A 15,431-nucleotide genomic window follows, 5' to 3' on the forward strand; every position below is an offset into this window, starting at 1 on the left:
GTGTTGTACCATGGGGCTATAGCTCAGCTGGGAGAGCGCTTGCATGGCATGCAAGAGGTCAGCGGTTCGATCCCGCTTAGCTCCACCAAATGCCGGAAGTTTCGAGTCTAGTGAATCGAGGCTTCCAGTGTGGCGAGGATCTGGTTGTTAAGGTCTTCGGCACGCAAGACGGAACAAGTTGAAAAACAAGTTCTTGTCCCCTTCGTCTAGAGGCCTAGGACATCACCCTTTCACGGTGAGTACAGGGGTTCGAATCCCCTAGGGGACGCCARATAACGAACGTAACCAAACGTTCGGTTTGTCATCAGGAGCGTGGCTCGTGGTGATAAGCAAGAGTATGGAGTGGTAGTTCAGCTGGTTAGAATACCGGCCTGTCACGCCGGGGGTCGCGGGTTCGAGTCCCGTCCACTCCGCCAAAACTAAACCCGCATGGTTATGCCATGCGGGTTTTTTCTTTTGCTATCCGGCACTTACCCTGGCGGCTCATTGATAATCTCCGGCAATTCGGCGCCGCTCGCGCAGCGACGGCGCGTGCGTATTACTTGCCTCTGTCTTTCTTGGGTAGTCGGATATTGTTGCGTAGCGCTTGCGGACGGACCGTCGGTATGTCCTGCACATGCCTGCCGGGTCACAGGCAAAATCCATCCGGCACGCGCGTCAGGGGGGGGCAGGCTTAACCGTCGTGGYGACGGCTGACGGTAACGAAGTAGCGCACCAGCAACGAGCCGGCGATGGCCAGGCTGATGCTGTTGGCCATCCAGAACCCAGCGGCGCCATGCGTGAAGGCTGGCAGGGCGTCGATCAGGCCAAAACCAAGCACGTAACCGCCACCCAGGCCGACGCCCCAGAGGGACAGCGCATAGATCAAGGTCGGCACCAGTGCGATCTTGTAGGCGCGCAGGATGAATGCCGTCATGACTTGTACCGCATCGAAGGCCTGGTAGAAGGCAATGAACAGCATCAGCGGCAGGGCGGCGCCGACCACCGCAGGGTCCTTGGCATAGGCATGCAGCAGCGGCTCGCGCAGGATCCACAGCATGCCGCCGACCATGATCGCCAGCGCCGCCGCCAGGCAGATCCCGTGCCGGGCGATGCGGCGCGCCGCCGTCCGGTCGCGCGCGCCAAGGGCTTGCGCCACCAGCGTCGAGGTGGCGATTGCCAGTGACAGCGGCAGCATGTAGGCCACCGCGCCGAGGTTGGCAATGATCTGGTGCCCGGCCAGCACGACGGTGCCCATGCGCGTGATGAAGATCGACATCAGCGTGAACGAGGTTATCTCGATCAGGTAGGTCAGTCCCATTGGCACGCCCAGCCGCAGCAGCGCGCGGATCGGCCGCGCCTGCGGCCATGCCCAGCTGGAAAATATCTGCAAGGGACGGTACGCCGCGTTGCGCCGCAGGATCAGGACGCCGGAGATGCACCAGATCCAGCTGATCAGTGCCGAAGCGAGCGCGCAGCCGGGTCCGCCCATGGCCGCGATGCCGAAGCCGCCACCGATGAACCAGGCATTGAGCGGAATCTTCACCGCCAGCCCGGCAAGCTGCAGCACCGTCACCATGACCGGACGCGACAAGGCATTGTTCAGCGCGGAATAGATGCGAAAGCCCAGCGCGGCCGGCAAGCCGAAGGCCTGGAGATGCAGGTAGCGCGTTGCCTTCTCAACCAGTTCGGGCGGCGCCTGGGCAAAATCCAGCAGCGGACCGGGGAACAAGAGCAGCAACATGCCAGGCACGGCCAGCGCCAGTCCAAGCCAGGCGGCTTGCCTGACCTCGCTGCCGATCTCGGCACTGCGCCCGGCCCCATGGAGTTGGCCGGCAATCGGGGCAAGCGCCTGCAATACGCCCATCAGGCTGATGTAGATCGTGACGTAAATCGATCCGCCCAGCCCCACCGCCGCCAGGTCGATCGCCGAGGCGCGACCCGCCATGATGGTATCGATCACGCCGAAGGCGATCACTGCGAGCTGGCCGACCAGGACCGGCGCGGCCAGCACAGAGATCCGGCGGATATCCTGGAGTGCAGTCATGCGTCGTGCCGTTGCCTGGGAGAGGAGTACCAGCGATCTCGTCGAACCATCTATGTCCGTCTCAGGGTTGGCGGGGCAGCCGGCGCGTAGGCGGGCTGGACTTGGGCGGCGCTACGCGGGACATATCAACCAGGCGATACATGCGGAAGCGCTCATCGCGGTCGGAAGGGCGGCGGCCTTCCCAAATCAGCCGCCATTCGAAATGCGAGATGCTGGTGGGCTCGCCGTAATCGACCGGATCATGGCGCAGCAGGATGTCGCACGCGTCCGCCGGGCCGCCAAAGCGGATATGGCCGAAATACGCGAACGACGCGAGTTGCGCATCGCCCATCCGGATCGGTTGCACGCAGTTATAAGTGGCGGGCAGCGCCATCGAAGCGGCTTGCGCCACGTCGCGATAGGTCTTGCCGTAGTTGATCGATGGCATCCACAGGGTCATCGCCAGCACCCACATCAGCGTGGTGCCGGCGGCCGAGATCACCACGGGGCGCCAGATTTGCTTGGGTGCGCGCGACAGCCGCCAGCGCACGATCAGGATCCAGGCCACGGTTACCAGCAGTGCATACACCACTGCGCGGATAGTGAAGTCTTCCTGGAAGCCCGGCAGCAGGCGGTGGATATTGGCGGCGATGCGCGGCGGCTGGCCCGTCGTCCTGGCGATCCACATGAACCAGACAAAGCCGCCGAAGATGGTGAAAAACAGCAGGGCGAACCAGTCGATTGCATTGATGGCCGCGCGCGTGAGCGTAGGCAGGCCGAATGCAGCCAGTACCGCCATCGGCGGCAGCAGCAGGATGAACTGCACATCGCCCGGCTGGCGCAGCAGGAACAGCATCAGCAGCGGCGGCAGCAGCATGGCAAGCGGCAGCGCCACATGCGGCGCACGGCGCATCCCCGACCAGCTCAGCCAGGCCCAGCCGGCAATCGGCCATACCGGCCAGGTGAACAGCAGCAGGTTGCGTGCGACGAAGTTGAGCGCGGTGGCGTTCGGCGCGCCATAGGTGCGGCGGTCGTAGCGCGACCACTCGCGGATAAAGGTCACGGCGTCGCTGGGGTCGGTGGCGCCGAAGTAGGCGGCGGCCATCCAGGCCGCCACCATTGCAAGTGCCAGCGGCACGCTCACCAGCAACAGGCGCGGCAGGGGCAGAGGCTTGCAAGCCAGGCCGCAGACAATGATCGACGCGAGCAGCACCAGCGGGATGACCGGGCCGCTGGACAGGGTCAGCGCGCCAAGCCCTACGCCCAGCCAGATGCCGCCCTGGACCGGTTTGTCCAGGCTGCGCACCATGCCGTACAGGCTCATGGCGACGAAGCAGACCTGGCCCACCTGCGGCGTGGTCTCGTGCCCGCGCATGGCCAGGCCGACGCAGGCCAGGAAGATCAGCAAGGCACCGTCGGCCAGCGTGCGGCCGTAGTCGCGCGCATTGGGCTGGCCGCCGAAGACATAGGCAAAGGGCTGTACCTCGGCGCGCCGGCCAAGCAGGTAGGTGGCGTACCAGATCAGGGCGCAGGTGCCGAAGTAGAAGAGTGCGGTGGCCACGCGCGACGCGTCCGGCGCGCCGAGCCAGCCGCCAAACAGCCGGATCATGAAGGCGCCGACCCAGAATACCAGGGGGCCGTCTTCCCCATAGGGGCGGCCCACGATATTGGGCATGAGCCAGTCCTGCGCGCCCCCCGTGGCCAGTTGCCACATCACACCGAAACCGGCCGCGTCCTCATTCTTCCACGGGTCGCGGCCAAACAGCCCGGCCAGGCCGTAGATGATGCAGATGGCCAGCAACAGCGCGCGCGGAAGCGTGCCGGTGGCGGCTGCGGTCAGGTGGACACGGGAAGTCTTGGCTGCACTCATTGATCGGTCGGGCTTGGGGCGGCCGGGACGGGCGCTCCCGGTTGGCTACATCCGGCTCATTCGCATGGGACACCGCCGATGCGGGGCGGAATACGCAATGGTATCGGACGAAGTGCGCCTGGCGCTGGCGTGAAAGGCGCCAACCGCGCGAGGGCTRCAAAAGCAAAGAGGCAGCCGATGCTGCCTCTTTGCTTGGGTGCGCGGCGCCGGAGCATCTTGTCCGAAGCCGTGCAGCGAGCGGGCTCGCGGCGAATTACTTCGCGGCGGCCTTGCCCAGCTTGCTGCCGAATTTCTGGCGGAACTTCTCGACGCGGCCGGCCGTGTCCATGATCTTCTGGGTGCCGGTGTAGAACGGGTGCGATTCCGACGAGACTTCGATCTTGGCCAGCGGGTATTCCTTGCCGTCGCGGGTGATCGTGTCGCGCGTCTGGATGGTCGAGCGGGTCACAAAGCTGAAGTCGTTCGACACGTCGAGGAACACGACTTCGCGATAATTCGGGTGAATGCCTTCTTTCATGATGTTTCCTTTCAGGTTGGGTAGCCAGTCCGTTGTTTGCCGCGCTGCTGCCGGGTATTGCGGCGAACGAACCACTTGCCGATAACGGACAATCCGGGATTATCGCAGAAAAACAAAAAACTGGGCAAGATTTGAGTGCGCCAGCAGGAGGACGGGCGAGTACCCCGAAAAATATACCTTTCGTCACATGGAGCCCGGATCCTGGCGGTAGAACGCCGCCAGCGAGTCATAGAGGGCAGGCCAATATCGACGCAGGCCAACCGGCTCGACAAAGAATGTTTCCGATGCCACCGCGAAGAACTCGCTGGGTGCCTCGCAGCCATAGGGGTCGATCACGCGTAGCGCGGGTGGAAGCCGCTCCGGATGATCCCAGGCATGGTCGGATTGCCTGTCGCAGGCCTCAGCGAAGCGGTCGTATTCGGACAGGAAGGTCTCGGCCCACTGCTCACGGTCGATGCCTGGGTGAAGTACGCGTGAGAAGGGTGGCACGCCGTCGGGCTCGCCATCGAGCATGTCGAGCTTGTGGGCGAATTCGTGGATGACCACGTTATAGGTGTCGTCCGGGTGGGCGTGGCGCGCGTTCAGGCCGGCGCCCGGGGTCTTCACGTCGGGCCAGGAAAGGATGACCGGGCCGTGTTCCCAGGCTTCGCCGCTGGCTTCCTCGACCACGCCGTGCACCAGCCCGATATCGTCCTCGACGGTACGTCGGATGACGAACTCTCCAGGGTAAAGCACGATGCCGCGCCAGCCGCGATACCACTCGATACCCAGCCTGAGGATGGGCACGCAGGCCTGCACCGCCACGATCGTCACCATTTCATCGGTAAGAGGCAGGTTGTGCGCGGTGGAGTATTCCTTTTCGGCGATGAAGAGCGTGGCGAGTTCGCGCAAGGCGGCGAGGTCGGCGGCGCCATAGCGCTGCACGAAGGGCAGGCTCGCCACCGTGTGTGCCCACAGCGCATCGGGGATCGCGTAGTGCTCGAGTTTGCGCACGCGCGAGCGCGCACGCAGGAAGTGGCTCAGTCGGCCGAACATGGGACTCCTGCAGGTGTGGCATCGAGGTGGCGCGCGCATGAAGCAGGACGCGGGACCCAAAGCCAGGTCAGGACATCGGCAAGCAATGCATCGTAGTGCAAAAATACAAAAAGGGCGCGCCGAGGCACGCCCTTCCTGTGCGGTACCAGCGCGCGAACCAGCCGTGCGCGGCACAGCGAACGATCAGCCGCCTCTGCGCATCATATCGAAAAACTCGGCGTTGTTCTTGGTCGCCTTCATCTTGTCGAGGATGAATWCCATGGCCTGCACTTCGTCCATATCCGAGATGAACTTGCGCAGCACCCACACCTTCTGCAGGATATCCGGCTTGATCAGCAATTCCTCGCGGCGGGTGCCGGACTTGTTCAGGTTGATCGACGGATAGACGCGTTTTTCCGCCAGGCGGCGTTCCAGGTGCACTTCCATATTGCCGGTGCCCTTGAATTCTTCGTAGATCACGTCGTCCATGCGSSWRCCGGTTTCGATCAGCGCGGTGGCGATGATGGTCAGCGAGCCGCCTTCTTCCAGGTTACGCGCGGCGCCGAAGAAACGCTTGGGGCGTTGCAGCGCGTTGGCGTCCACGCCGCCGGTCAGCACCTTGCCCGAAGCCGGCACCACCGTGTTGTAGGCGCGTGCCAGGCGGGTGATCGAGTCCAGCAGGATCACCACGTCGCGCTTGAGCTCGACCAGGCGCTTGGCCTTTTCGATCACCATTTCGGCAACCTGCACGTGGCGGATGGCGGGCTCGTCGAAGGTCGACGCCACCACTTCGCCGCGCACCGAGCGCAGCATTTCGGTCACTTCTTCCGGCCGTTCGTCGATCAACAGCACGAACAGGTCGGCTTCCGGATGGTTGTTGGCAATCGCATGGGCGATGTGCTGCAGCATCACGGTCTTGCCGGACTTTGGCGATGCCACCAGCAGCGCGCGCTGGCCGCGGCCGATCGGCGCGATCATGTCGATGATGCGGCCGGTGATGTTTTCCTCGGCGCGGATTTCGCGTTCGAGCGTGAGCGGCCGGTTCGGGTGCAGCGGCGTCAGGTTCTCGAACATGATGCGGTTCTTCACCGCTTCAGGCGCCTGGCCGTTGACCTTGTCCACCTTCACCAGCGCGAAATAGCGCTCGCCGTCCTTCGGGGTCCGTACTTCGCCCTCGATCGTATCGCCGGTATGCAGATTGAAGCGGCGGATCTGCGAAGGGCTGATGTAGATGTCGTCCGTGCTTGCCAGGTAGGAGGTCTCGGGCGAGCGCAGGAAGCCGAAGCCGTCCGGCAGGACTTCCAGCGTGCCGTCTCCGAAGATGGTTTCGCCCAGCTTGGCGCGCTTCTTCAGGATCGCAAACATCAGCTCCTGTTTGCGCATCCGTTGTGCATTGTCGATCTCGAGGGTCGCGGCCATTTCGAGAAGCGCAGACACGTGAAGCGATTTGAGTTCTGTCAGGTGCATAGACGAGGGGTACAGAGGCGCCCGGACGGGCTGGACCTAAAGGAAGGGGGAAGAAATGAGCGAACGCTCGGGGAAGTTGTTGGTGCCATCTTAGCACAATCCGGACGGTGCGCCAGGACTGGCGCACGGACGTCGGATTGTGGCTACAACCGGGGCGGCGCCTGGCGGCACCTCGCCCCGGGCTAGCGACTTACAGATTGCCGTCGAGGAAAGCGGTCAGTTGCGACTTGGACAGCGCGCCGACCTTCTGCGCGGCAACCGCGCCATTCTTGAACAGGATCAGCGTGGGAATACCGCGGATGCCGAACTTGGCCGGCACTTGCTGGTTTTCATCGACGTTGATCTTGGCGATCTGCAGCTTGTCGCCGTAGTCCTTGGCCACTTCGTCCAGGATCGGGGCGATCATCTTGCACGGGCCGCACCATTCGGCCCAGAARTCGASSAKGACGGGCTTGTCGGACTGGAGCACGTCGGCGTCGAAGGAGGCGTCGCTCACATACTTGATTTGTTCACTCATGGCGGAAAACCTCTGGTTTCGCTCTGTTTGATTTGAAGGCGGGATTTGCCGAACCGCTACATTACACGAGTTTGCGCATACCCGTAGGCAGGCGCATCACCCGGTGCGTGCGGGCCCGAGCGACGGGCACGCCACGGAAAGGCGAGTTTTGCTCATATGTTACCAGTTGACGGGAATTCAATACCTTCCCGGTCAAGGTCACGGTGCGTTGCCGAACACGGCGGGGAAAGACATTTTTGTGCGGCGAAGCATGGGGGCATTYTGCCCCGGAAGGCTGGCCCTGTTGAGTGATTCTATTAATCGGGGCGAGAGCTTTTCTCAATCGGGGGCTGCGGCAAAGGCCGATGCGGCGCGGCCGGCGTATGATTTATCGGACACTTCGCTTTGGTGCCGCATGGCCCGAGCGCTCCCTTGCGTGTTCGCGAATGTGCGGCGCGCCGGGGCGCGTAGAATATAAACATGCGCCAGGCCTTGCGCCCGGCGCCTTCCCGCGCAACAGACAAGGCAAATCGACCATGACGCCCGACACCCCTTCCAAGCCCGATCCGCAACAGCCGCCCGAAGTGGGACACCTGAGCGACGCGCTGGATCACATCAATAGCGCGGTCGAACAGAACAGCATTGCCGGCGGCGCGGCCAAGGGTCTTCTGTACAGCATCATCGAGACATTGGGCGCGCTGGTCGGTGACCCCGACCTTCCCGAGCATGCACGCTCCGGCTACCAGGGCTTGCTCGAGACCGCGCGCGAGATCCGCGCCCGTCTGGAGGGCGGCAGCCACTGAAGACCCTCGGGGTTTTCCCGTATTTTCACGTTGCCCGAGCGCGCTGCCCGGCTCGCCGGCCAGGCAGTGCGTGCCTGCGCGCCGCGCGCCATGACTTCCGATCCGGCCGCCACACTCGCTTCATGACTTCGCTGCAATTCCGTCCCGGCCCCGACTTCCTGCCGCAGGCTGCCGCTTCGGCCTGGTATTTTCTCGACCATTGCGGGGAGCAGCAAGCCGCTGCGCACGTGGTAGTGCCTACCGCGGCGCAGATTCCCGGCGTGCGGCAGGCGCTGGATGCCGCGRCGCGCGCTGCCGGCGCGCCGCGCCTGCTGCCGCGCGTGCTCACGCTTGGCCACTGGTTGCTCGATCTGCCGCCCGACCCGGTGCCGGTGCGCAGCCATGCGGCCCGGCTGCTGGCGGTGCAGCAGGCCATCCGCGCGCAGGACTGGTTACGGCGTGCCTTCGGCGCGCAGACCGAGGCAGCGGCGTGGGGGCTGGCGCAGACGCTGCTGACCATCAGCGACGAACTGAGCGCGCGCTGGCTTGACGATGACGCCATCCGCGATGAAGACATCGACGGCGACGACCGCGCCGCGCTGCTGCAAGGCGCGCTGGAACGAACCTACGCGCATTTGTCGTCGCGCTTCCTTGGCGAGGAGGCGCGCATCGTGATGGCCTTCTGGCAAGCCTTGTCGGGCCCGGACGATCCGCTGCCGGCGCGCCGCCGCGTTCTGCACCGGCTGGCCCAGCACGTGGCGGGGCCGGTGATCTGGCTGGGGCCGACTCCGCCCGCGCCGATCGAGGACGCCTTCCTGAAGCAGGCCGCCGAGCTCGTGCCGGTGATCCGCATCGGCTATGACTGGTCGGCGCAGTCAACGCCGTCGGAGAGCCACGCGCTCGATGCTGGCGGGGATGATGAAGACGCCGCGGCAGGGGCATTCGACTGGTATGACACCCTGCTTGCCCTGTGGCCGGAGGCCAGGTTGCCGGGGGCGCAGGAAGCGGCGCCGCGCCGCGCGCCGCGCGGCCTGCCGGCCGGGCGCCCACGCGTGCGCGTGATCGGCAGCGCGCGCTTCGAGGACGAAGCCGGCGCCGCCGCCGACCAGCTTGTGCAGTGGCTCAATGAAGGCCGGCGCCACGTAGCCCTGGTTGCGCACGATCGTGTGGTGGCGCGGCGCGCGCGCGCCTTGCTGGCGCGCGCCGGCGCGCCGGTGCGCGACGAAACGGGCTGGAAACTCTCAACCACGCGCGCCGCCGCCGCGCTGATGCGCTGGTTCGATCTGCTCAACCAGGACGGCGATACCTCGGCCCTGCTCGACCTRCTCAAGAGCCCGTTTTGCCTGCCGCATTTCCCCTTGCGCGGCGCGGCCATCGCCGCGCTGGAGCGGCAGATTCGCCGCGACGGCATCAGTGGCGGCTGGCGCCGCCTGCAGCAGCGCTTCAGGCCGGACGCCGCGGACGAATCACGCGCGAGCGCGGATGAAGCCAGCACCGGCGATGTCGCGGAGCAGGACGCCCGCCGCGCGGCGCGGCAGGCCGCGTGCGAGCTGGTGCAGTGCCTTGCGGCCGAAGCCGCAGCCTGGCCGCGCGGCAAGGCGCAGAAACCGGTGTCGACCTGGCTGGAGCGGCTCGATGCCACGCTCGACGTGATCGGCATGCGCAATGCGCTGGCCGCCGACGATGCGGGCAGCCAGCTGCTCGACGCGCTGGCGCGCCTTGCCGACTTGCCTCAGGACGAGACAGGCGCGCTCGCCACGCTCGATCTCGGCGAGTTCCGCTCCATGCTGTCGGCCTTGCTCGAATCGGTCGCTTACAAGGAGCCCTCGGCCAGCGGCGCCGCGCGCATCACCATCCTGCCGCTCAACGGCGCGCGCATGCGGCGCTTCGATGGCGTGGTGGTGGTGGGGTGCGACGATACGCAGCTACCCTCCAGCGCGGCGGAACTGATGTTCTTCTCCAACCAGATGCGGCGCGAACTGGCGCTGGAAGATCGCGAGGTGCGCTTTGCACAGCAGGCGCGCGATCTTGCCGAGGTCCTGCTGAATAACGATGACGTCGTGCTGACCTGGCAACGCCTTGGCGCGCGCGGCGAGCCCAAGCACGTGTCGGGCTGGATCGAGCGCCTCAGCGCGCTGTGCTCGCGGGCGGGCGYGCCCATCGAGGCGAGTGCCTTGCCCGCGCAGCACGAGACCCTCGCCGAGGTGGGCGGAATGCCCGCACCAGCGGCTTCGGAACTGGTGCCTGCGCGCTGGAGCGCGCAGGCGTACAACATGCTGCGGCGCTGTCCCTACCAGTTCTTCGCGGGCCGCATGCTCGGGCTGGCCGGGCTGGAGGTCGTCAGCGACGATCTGGAAAAGCGCGATATCGGCGAGCTGTTGCACCGCGTGCTGTTGCGCTACCACCGCGAGGCATCGCAGGACGGCTTGCGCCACCAGGACGCCCGGCTGGCGCGGCTGCGCGAGATTTCCGACCACGAGTTCGGCGCGCTGATGAAGGAAGACGGCAACGCCATCGGCTATTACCGCCGCTGGTGTGAAGTGCTGCCTTCCTACGTGGCATGGCAGGCTGAACGCGAGGCGCAAGGCTGGTTCTGGGACGATGGCGAGCTGGACGCCACCGTCGACCTGCCCATGCCCGATGGCCAGCCGCTGCGCGTCAATGGCCGCATCGACCGGCTCGACCGCGCCCGCGATGGCAGCCGCGCGGTGCTCGATTACAAGACGCAGAGCGTGCTGCGTCTCAAGCGCAAGGTAGGGGACGTGGAAGAGGATTGCCAGTTGCCATTCTATGGATTGCTGCGCGCCGACGTTGCCGGTGGCAGCTGGGTGGCGCTTGAGGGCGTGAAGGATGGCCCGCCCGCGTCCCAGCGCGAGGTTGGCTTGCCTGACTTCGACGCCGCGGTGGCCTGGCTGGAGCAACAGTTGCGCACCGACGTGATGCGCTTGCGCCGGGACGCGCCGCTGCCGGCTTTCGGCGATGCCAGCGCATGCACCTATTGCACGGCCCGCGGCCTGTGCCGCAAGGGTTTCTGGGAAAGCACGGCGTTGCCGCCACAGGTGGGAGGGCGCGCATGAGCATCCATGCCTATTTGCGCGATGGCGAGCCGATTGCGGAGGCTGAGTTCACTCGCGCGGCCTGCGACCCCGCCCGCTCGGTGGTGGTCGAGGCCTGCGCGGGCAGCGGCAAGACCTGGCTGCTGGTGGCGCGCCTGTTGCGCCTGTTGCTGGCTGGCGCGGCGCCGCACGAGATCCTCGCCATCACCTTCACGCGCAAGGCCGCCGAGGAAATGCGCGAGCGCCTGCTGGAAGTGCTCGCGCAACTTGCGCGTGACGATGACGAGGCGGTGATCGCCGCGCTGACGCAGCGCGGGCTTTCCCCCGATGCGGCACGCGTGGCACTGCCGCGCGCCCGCGGCCTGCACGCGCAGGTGCTCGCCGCGCCCGGCCGCATGGCCATCGATACGTTCCACGGCTGGTTCGGCACCCTGCTGCGCGGGGCGCCGCTGGCGTCGGGCATCGTGCCGGGCGCCACGCTGCGCGAAGACGCGCTGCGCATGAAGCGCGAAGCGTGGGCGCCGTTCTGGCAGGCGCTGGCAACACCGCCGTACGCCGACCTGCGCGCGGCGTTCGAGCGGCTGGTCGACGCCATTGGCGAGTTCCAGGCGCGCGCGCTGCTTGATGCCATGTTCCACGCGCGCAGCGAGTGGCTGGCGTTCCGCGAAAGTGCCGATCCTGCGCAGGCGCTCGCCGCCGACCTTGGCGAGGATGCGCAGGTCGACGTGCTGCTCGAAGTACTGGCCGACGACAGCTGGCTCGACGCTTGCCAGGGCCTTGCTTCGCAGTTGGGCAGGGGCGGCAAGACCGAGCAGGCGCATGCCACGCGCCTGGCTGACGCGATCATGGCGATCCGCGCCTGGCGCGAGGCGGGTGCCGCAGGAGGCGAGCCCGCCGAGCGCGCTTTCGCGGTACTGCGCGATGCGTTCTTCACTGCCGCGGGCAAGCCGCGCTCGCTGCGTGCCACCGCGGCGCTGACCAAGGCGCTGGGCGGCGAGGCGATGGTCGACGCGTTCCTGGCCGAGCACGGCGAGATGTGCGCCGCGCTGGAGCAGGTGGCGCAGCGCCGTTGCGAGGCTGCGGTGCTGGCGGTCAACCTTGCGCTCTACCACTTGGGCGATGCGCTGCTGACACGCTACCAGCACCACAAGTCCGAGCAGCGCGCGATGGACTTCGCCGACCTGGAGTGGCTGGCCGCGCGGCTGATGGGCGATGAAGAGACCGCCACCTACCTGCAGGTCCGGCTCGATGCACGCTACCGCCACCTGCTGCTCGACGAGTTCCAGGACACCAACCCGCTGCAATGGCGAATCCTGCAGGGCTGGCTGGCCGGCTACGCGGGGCTGGGCGAGCGGCCTACGGTGTTTCTGGTGGGCGACCCCAAGCAATCGATCTATCGCTTCCGCCGCGCCGATGCGCGTCTGTTCCAGACCGCCAGCGAGATGCTGCAGTCCGGTTTCGGCGCCACCGTGCTGCGCACCAACCGGACCCGCCGCAATCGCCCCGAGGTGCTGGACTGGGTCAACGCCGTGTTCGATGCCGCGCGTGCCGACGGCCGCTATCCGCTGTTCGAGACGCAGACTACCGCGCTCGGCGAGCCGGGCGGGCCGGTGTGGCTGCTGCCACTGGTCGAGCCCGAGGAAGAGGCGGGGGGCAACCCCGCTACGCCGGAGGGCGAAGCCACCGATGAAGCCGGCGAGGCCGTCCCGAAAGCCGCAACGCACCGCGATACGCTCACCCAGCCGCGACAGCATGAGGGCGATTCGCTGCGGCTCGAAGAGGGCAGGCGCGTGGCCGCCTGGCTGCGGCATATCCGCGCCACCGTGCCGGTCGCCGATAGCGATGGCCCGCGGCCCGCGCGCTGGAGCGACATGCACTTGCTGGTGCGCCGCAAGACCCATCTGGCGGAATACGAACGCGCCTTCCGCGAGGCCGGCATCCCGTGCCTGAGCCCGCGCCGGGGCGGCTTGCTGGCCACGCTCGAAGCGCTCGACCTGTCGGCGCTGCTGGCCTTCCTGATGACGCCGGAATCCGATCTGGACCTGGCCCATGTGCTGAAAAGCCCGCTGGTGGGCGCCACYGACGAWGACCTGATTGCTATCGCGCAGATGACTCAGGCGCGCGAGCCGCGGCCGGGATGGTGGGCCTGCCTGATGGAGCAAGGGCTGCCCGAGTACAGCAGCCCCGCGCTGCGCGACGGCATCGCGCGGCTGCGCCACTGGCAGGAAGTGGCGCCGCATCGCCCGGTGCATGACCTGATCGACCATATCTACCACGGCGGCGAAGTACGCCGCCGCTATGCCGAAGCCGCGCCTGCCGAGATCCGCGACCAGGTGCTGGCGAACCTCGATGCCTTCCTGAAGCTTTCGCTCGATCTTGACGGCGGCCGCTACCCGAGCTTGCCGAAGTTCATCGACGAACTGCAGGAAATCCGCCGCGGCGAAGAAGGCGAAAGCCCGGACGAAGGCGGCATGGCCGACAACGCCGAGGATGCCGAGGGCGAAGCCGATGCCGACGCCGCCGACAACGCACAGGACGCGGTCCACATTCTCACCGTGCATGCGGCCAAGGGCCTGGAGGCCCCGTTCGTCGTGTTGCTGGACGCAAACCACAGCGATGCCGCCGCTGACCGGGGCGGCATCCTGATCGACTGGCCGCCGTCGTCGCCCGTGCCGGTGCATTTCTCGGCGTATGGCAAGCGCAGCACGCGCGGGCTGGCACGCGCGCCCTTGTTCGAGGCCGAGGCCGCGTTGGCCGAGCGCGAGAACTGGAACCTGCTCTATGTGGCGATGACGCGCGCGCGCCAGGGCTTGCTGGTGAGCGGCGTGAAGGGACGCGCGTCGCGCAGCGCCGACAGCGGCGAAGGCAATCGCGAGATCGCGGGAAGCTGGTATGCGCGATTGTTGTCAGCCAGGGTCGGCGAGGAAGTCGATCCCTTTCCGCCGGCCAGCGCGCAGGACGTGGCGGGCGCCGCGTCAGGCAACGACGCGCGCGTGCGCTATACGGATTTTCGCCAGCGTTACCGCGAGGCGGCCGAGACGCTGGCGCCGGTGCTGGAGTGGGAAGACGAGGCGGCGGAGCAAGGTGCGAGCCCGAGCGAGGATGGCCATGCCATCGTGTTCGATGCCGACGCGGCTCGCCATGGCGAATTGCTGCACGCGCTGCTGGAACGTGTGACGCGTTACCCCGAGGCGTTCGAGGGGCTGCCCGAACCCGAGGTGGTCATGCGCTGGTTCCCGCTGGCCGGGGCCGGCACCGCGCAGGCGCGCGTGCTGTGGCGGGACCAGGCGCATGCCGCCGTCGAGGCAGCGCGCCTGATGCTGGAGGCCCCGGCCTTGCGGGCGCTGCTGTTCCCGCAAGCGGCCATCAGCGCGCGCAACGAGGTTGAACTCTACGATGCGCGCGGCCGCCTGCTGCGGATCGACCGTCTGGTGGAGTTCGCCGACCGGGTGGTGATCATCGATTACAAGTTGCGCCTGCTGCCGCAGGAGCACGCCGCCTACGCGCAGCAGCTTGCGCGTTATGTGGCGGCGGTCAGGCCGATGTTCCCTGGGCGGGCGGTCGAGGCTGGCGTGGCCACGGCTGACGGGGAGTGGATTGCGGCGCAGGCGCTGCAGACGGAACGCCAGGGTTCTCTGTTCTAGGTATGTCCTGGATCATGGCAAGGGCGGGGGAGGCGCGGCAGAATAGCTAACGTCGGCGGCGCGGGCACGGGGGATGAAACTGGCTCCCAAGCCGCGGACTCGACGCGGCCGGACTGCCGTGCGGGAATATTCTGCTGAAGGCGGATTGTAACCAGCGGACGATCGGCGCCTGGCGCAAGTGCTTGATGCACATGCGGCAAGAAAGCGCGATGATGCGGGGGGATGCTGCGGATACGACTGGGGAATGTTAGGGGGACGAGCCCGACCCTCGGCACTGGCGGAAAACGGCTGTGGCTGCTTCGTTCCCGACCTGACCAGGTTGACCGCGCCGCCATGCGAGGAGGCCCGTCCGGTCGGCATTGTAACCCAGAGCGGACGGATCGGGCAGATTTCCCGCGAAATTGATTGAGTAAAGCGCATGGCCCAGGCAACGCCAGGGCGTGCAAGGACGAAAACGCGCTAGCCGCCAGCGTCGGGACGCAACGCGGCCCGGCTGGCGGATATGGCAACCGTGACACCAGCGAGACCTGCGATGAATGCCAACGAACAGATGCTCCGTACCACGCTGCCGCCCCAGGAC

9 protein-coding genes, 3 tRNA genes and 1 other RNA gene are annotated in these 15,431 nt (G+C 66.6%); 6 read left to right on the forward strand and 7 right to left on the reverse strand.

Annotation, left to right across the window (positions count from 1 at the left end):
* Nucleotides 1–12: 12 nt before the first annotated feature.
* The 3 genes from AC1DKD_RS28230 to AC1DKD_RS28240 all read left to right on the forward strand — a co-directional run bounded on the left by AC1DKD_RS28230 (nt 13) and on the right by AC1DKD_RS28240 (nt 416).
* Nucleotides 13–88 (forward strand) — tRNA-Ala (locus tag AC1DKD_RS28230).
* A 107-nt stretch (nt 89–195) separates the two neighbouring features.
* Nucleotides 196–271: transfer RNA gene (locus tag AC1DKD_RS28235), tRNA-Glu, on the forward strand.
* A gap of 68 nt (nt 272–339) precedes the next feature.
* A tRNA-Asp gene (locus tag AC1DKD_RS28240) sits at nt 340–416 on the forward strand.
* Between the two features lie 257 nt (nt 417–673).
* Here AC1DKD_RS28240 and AC1DKD_RS28245 read toward each other — a convergent pair.
* The 6 genes from AC1DKD_RS28245 to trxA form a co-directional block, all read right to left on the reverse strand.
* Nucleotides 674–2,026 carry an MATE family efflux transporter gene (locus tag AC1DKD_RS28245; protein ID WP_477143970.1) on the reverse strand — a complete coding sequence of 451 codons (1,353 nt, stop codon included), beginning with the start codon at nt 2,024–2,026 and terminating at the stop codon, nt 674–676.
* A gap of 61 nt (nt 2,027–2,087) precedes the next feature.
* Nucleotides 2,088–3,875, reverse strand: coding sequence for an ArnT family glycosyltransferase (locus AC1DKD_RS28250; RefSeq protein ID WP_441627419.1), 1,788 nt, complete (start codon nt 3,873–3,875; stop codon nt 2,088–2,090).
* A 253-nt stretch (nt 3,876–4,128) separates the two neighbouring features.
* The gene (locus tag AC1DKD_RS28255; protein WP_017225511.1) at nt 4,129–4,392 is read right to left on the reverse strand and encodes a type B 50S ribosomal protein L31; all 264 of its coding nucleotides are present in this window, start codon (nt 4,390–4,392) and stop codon (nt 4,129–4,131) included.
* Nucleotides 4,393–4,575: 183 nt separating this feature from the next.
* Nucleotides 4,576–5,427 (reverse strand): M90 family metallopeptidase, encoded by an 852-nt coding sequence (locus tag AC1DKD_RS28260; RefSeq protein ID WP_441627416.1) that lies wholly within the window; start codon nt 5,425–5,427, stop codon nt 4,576–4,578.
* 183 nt (nt 5,428–5,610) lie between these two features.
* Nucleotides 5,611–6,873, reverse strand: a complete 1,263-nt coding sequence (gene rho, locus AC1DKD_RS28265; RefSeq protein WP_477143971.1) for a transcription termination factor Rho — start codon at nt 6,871–6,873, stop codon at nt 5,611–5,613.
* Between the two features lie 190 nt (nt 6,874–7,063).
* Complete coding sequence (trxA, locus tag AC1DKD_RS28270; protein WP_477143972.1) at nt 7,064–7,390, reverse strand: thioredoxin TrxA; 327 nt, start codon at nt 7,388–7,390, stop codon at nt 7,064–7,066.
* Nucleotides 7,391–7,905: 515 nt separating this feature from the next.
* Between trxA and AC1DKD_RS28275 the strand changes: the two genes are divergently transcribed.
* The 3 genes from AC1DKD_RS28275 to AC1DKD_RS28285 all read left to right on the forward strand — a co-directional run bounded on the left by AC1DKD_RS28275 (nt 7,906) and on the right by AC1DKD_RS28285 (nt 14,851).
* Nucleotides 7,906–8,172 (forward strand): hypothetical protein, encoded by a 267-nt coding sequence (locus AC1DKD_RS28275; RefSeq protein WP_035868090.1) that lies wholly within the window; start codon nt 7,906–7,908, stop codon nt 8,170–8,172.
* 122 nt (nt 8,173–8,294) lie between these two features.
* On the forward strand, nt 8,295–11,228 hold the full coding sequence (locus AC1DKD_RS28280; RefSeq protein WP_477143973.1) for a PD-(D/E)XK nuclease family protein: 2,934 nt from the start codon (nt 8,295–8,297) through the stop codon (nt 11,226–11,228).
* The gene (locus AC1DKD_RS28285) at nt 11,225–14,851 is read left to right on the forward strand and encodes a UvrD-helicase domain-containing protein (protein ID WP_477143974.1); all 3,627 of its coding nucleotides are present in this window, start codon (nt 11,225–11,227) and stop codon (nt 14,849–14,851) included. The genes AC1DKD_RS28280 and AC1DKD_RS28285 overlap by 4 nt, the downstream gene beginning before the upstream one ends.
* Nucleotides 14,852–15,102: 251 nt before the next feature.
* On the opposite strand, the gene ffs is transcribed toward AC1DKD_RS28285, so the two are convergent.
* An RNA gene (gene ffs / locus AC1DKD_RS28290) (signal recognition particle sRNA small type) lies at nt 15,103–15,201 on the reverse strand.
* Nucleotides 15,202–15,431: the final 230 nt, after the last annotated feature.

The organism is Cupriavidus sp. 05T313, from assembly GCF_056396665.1.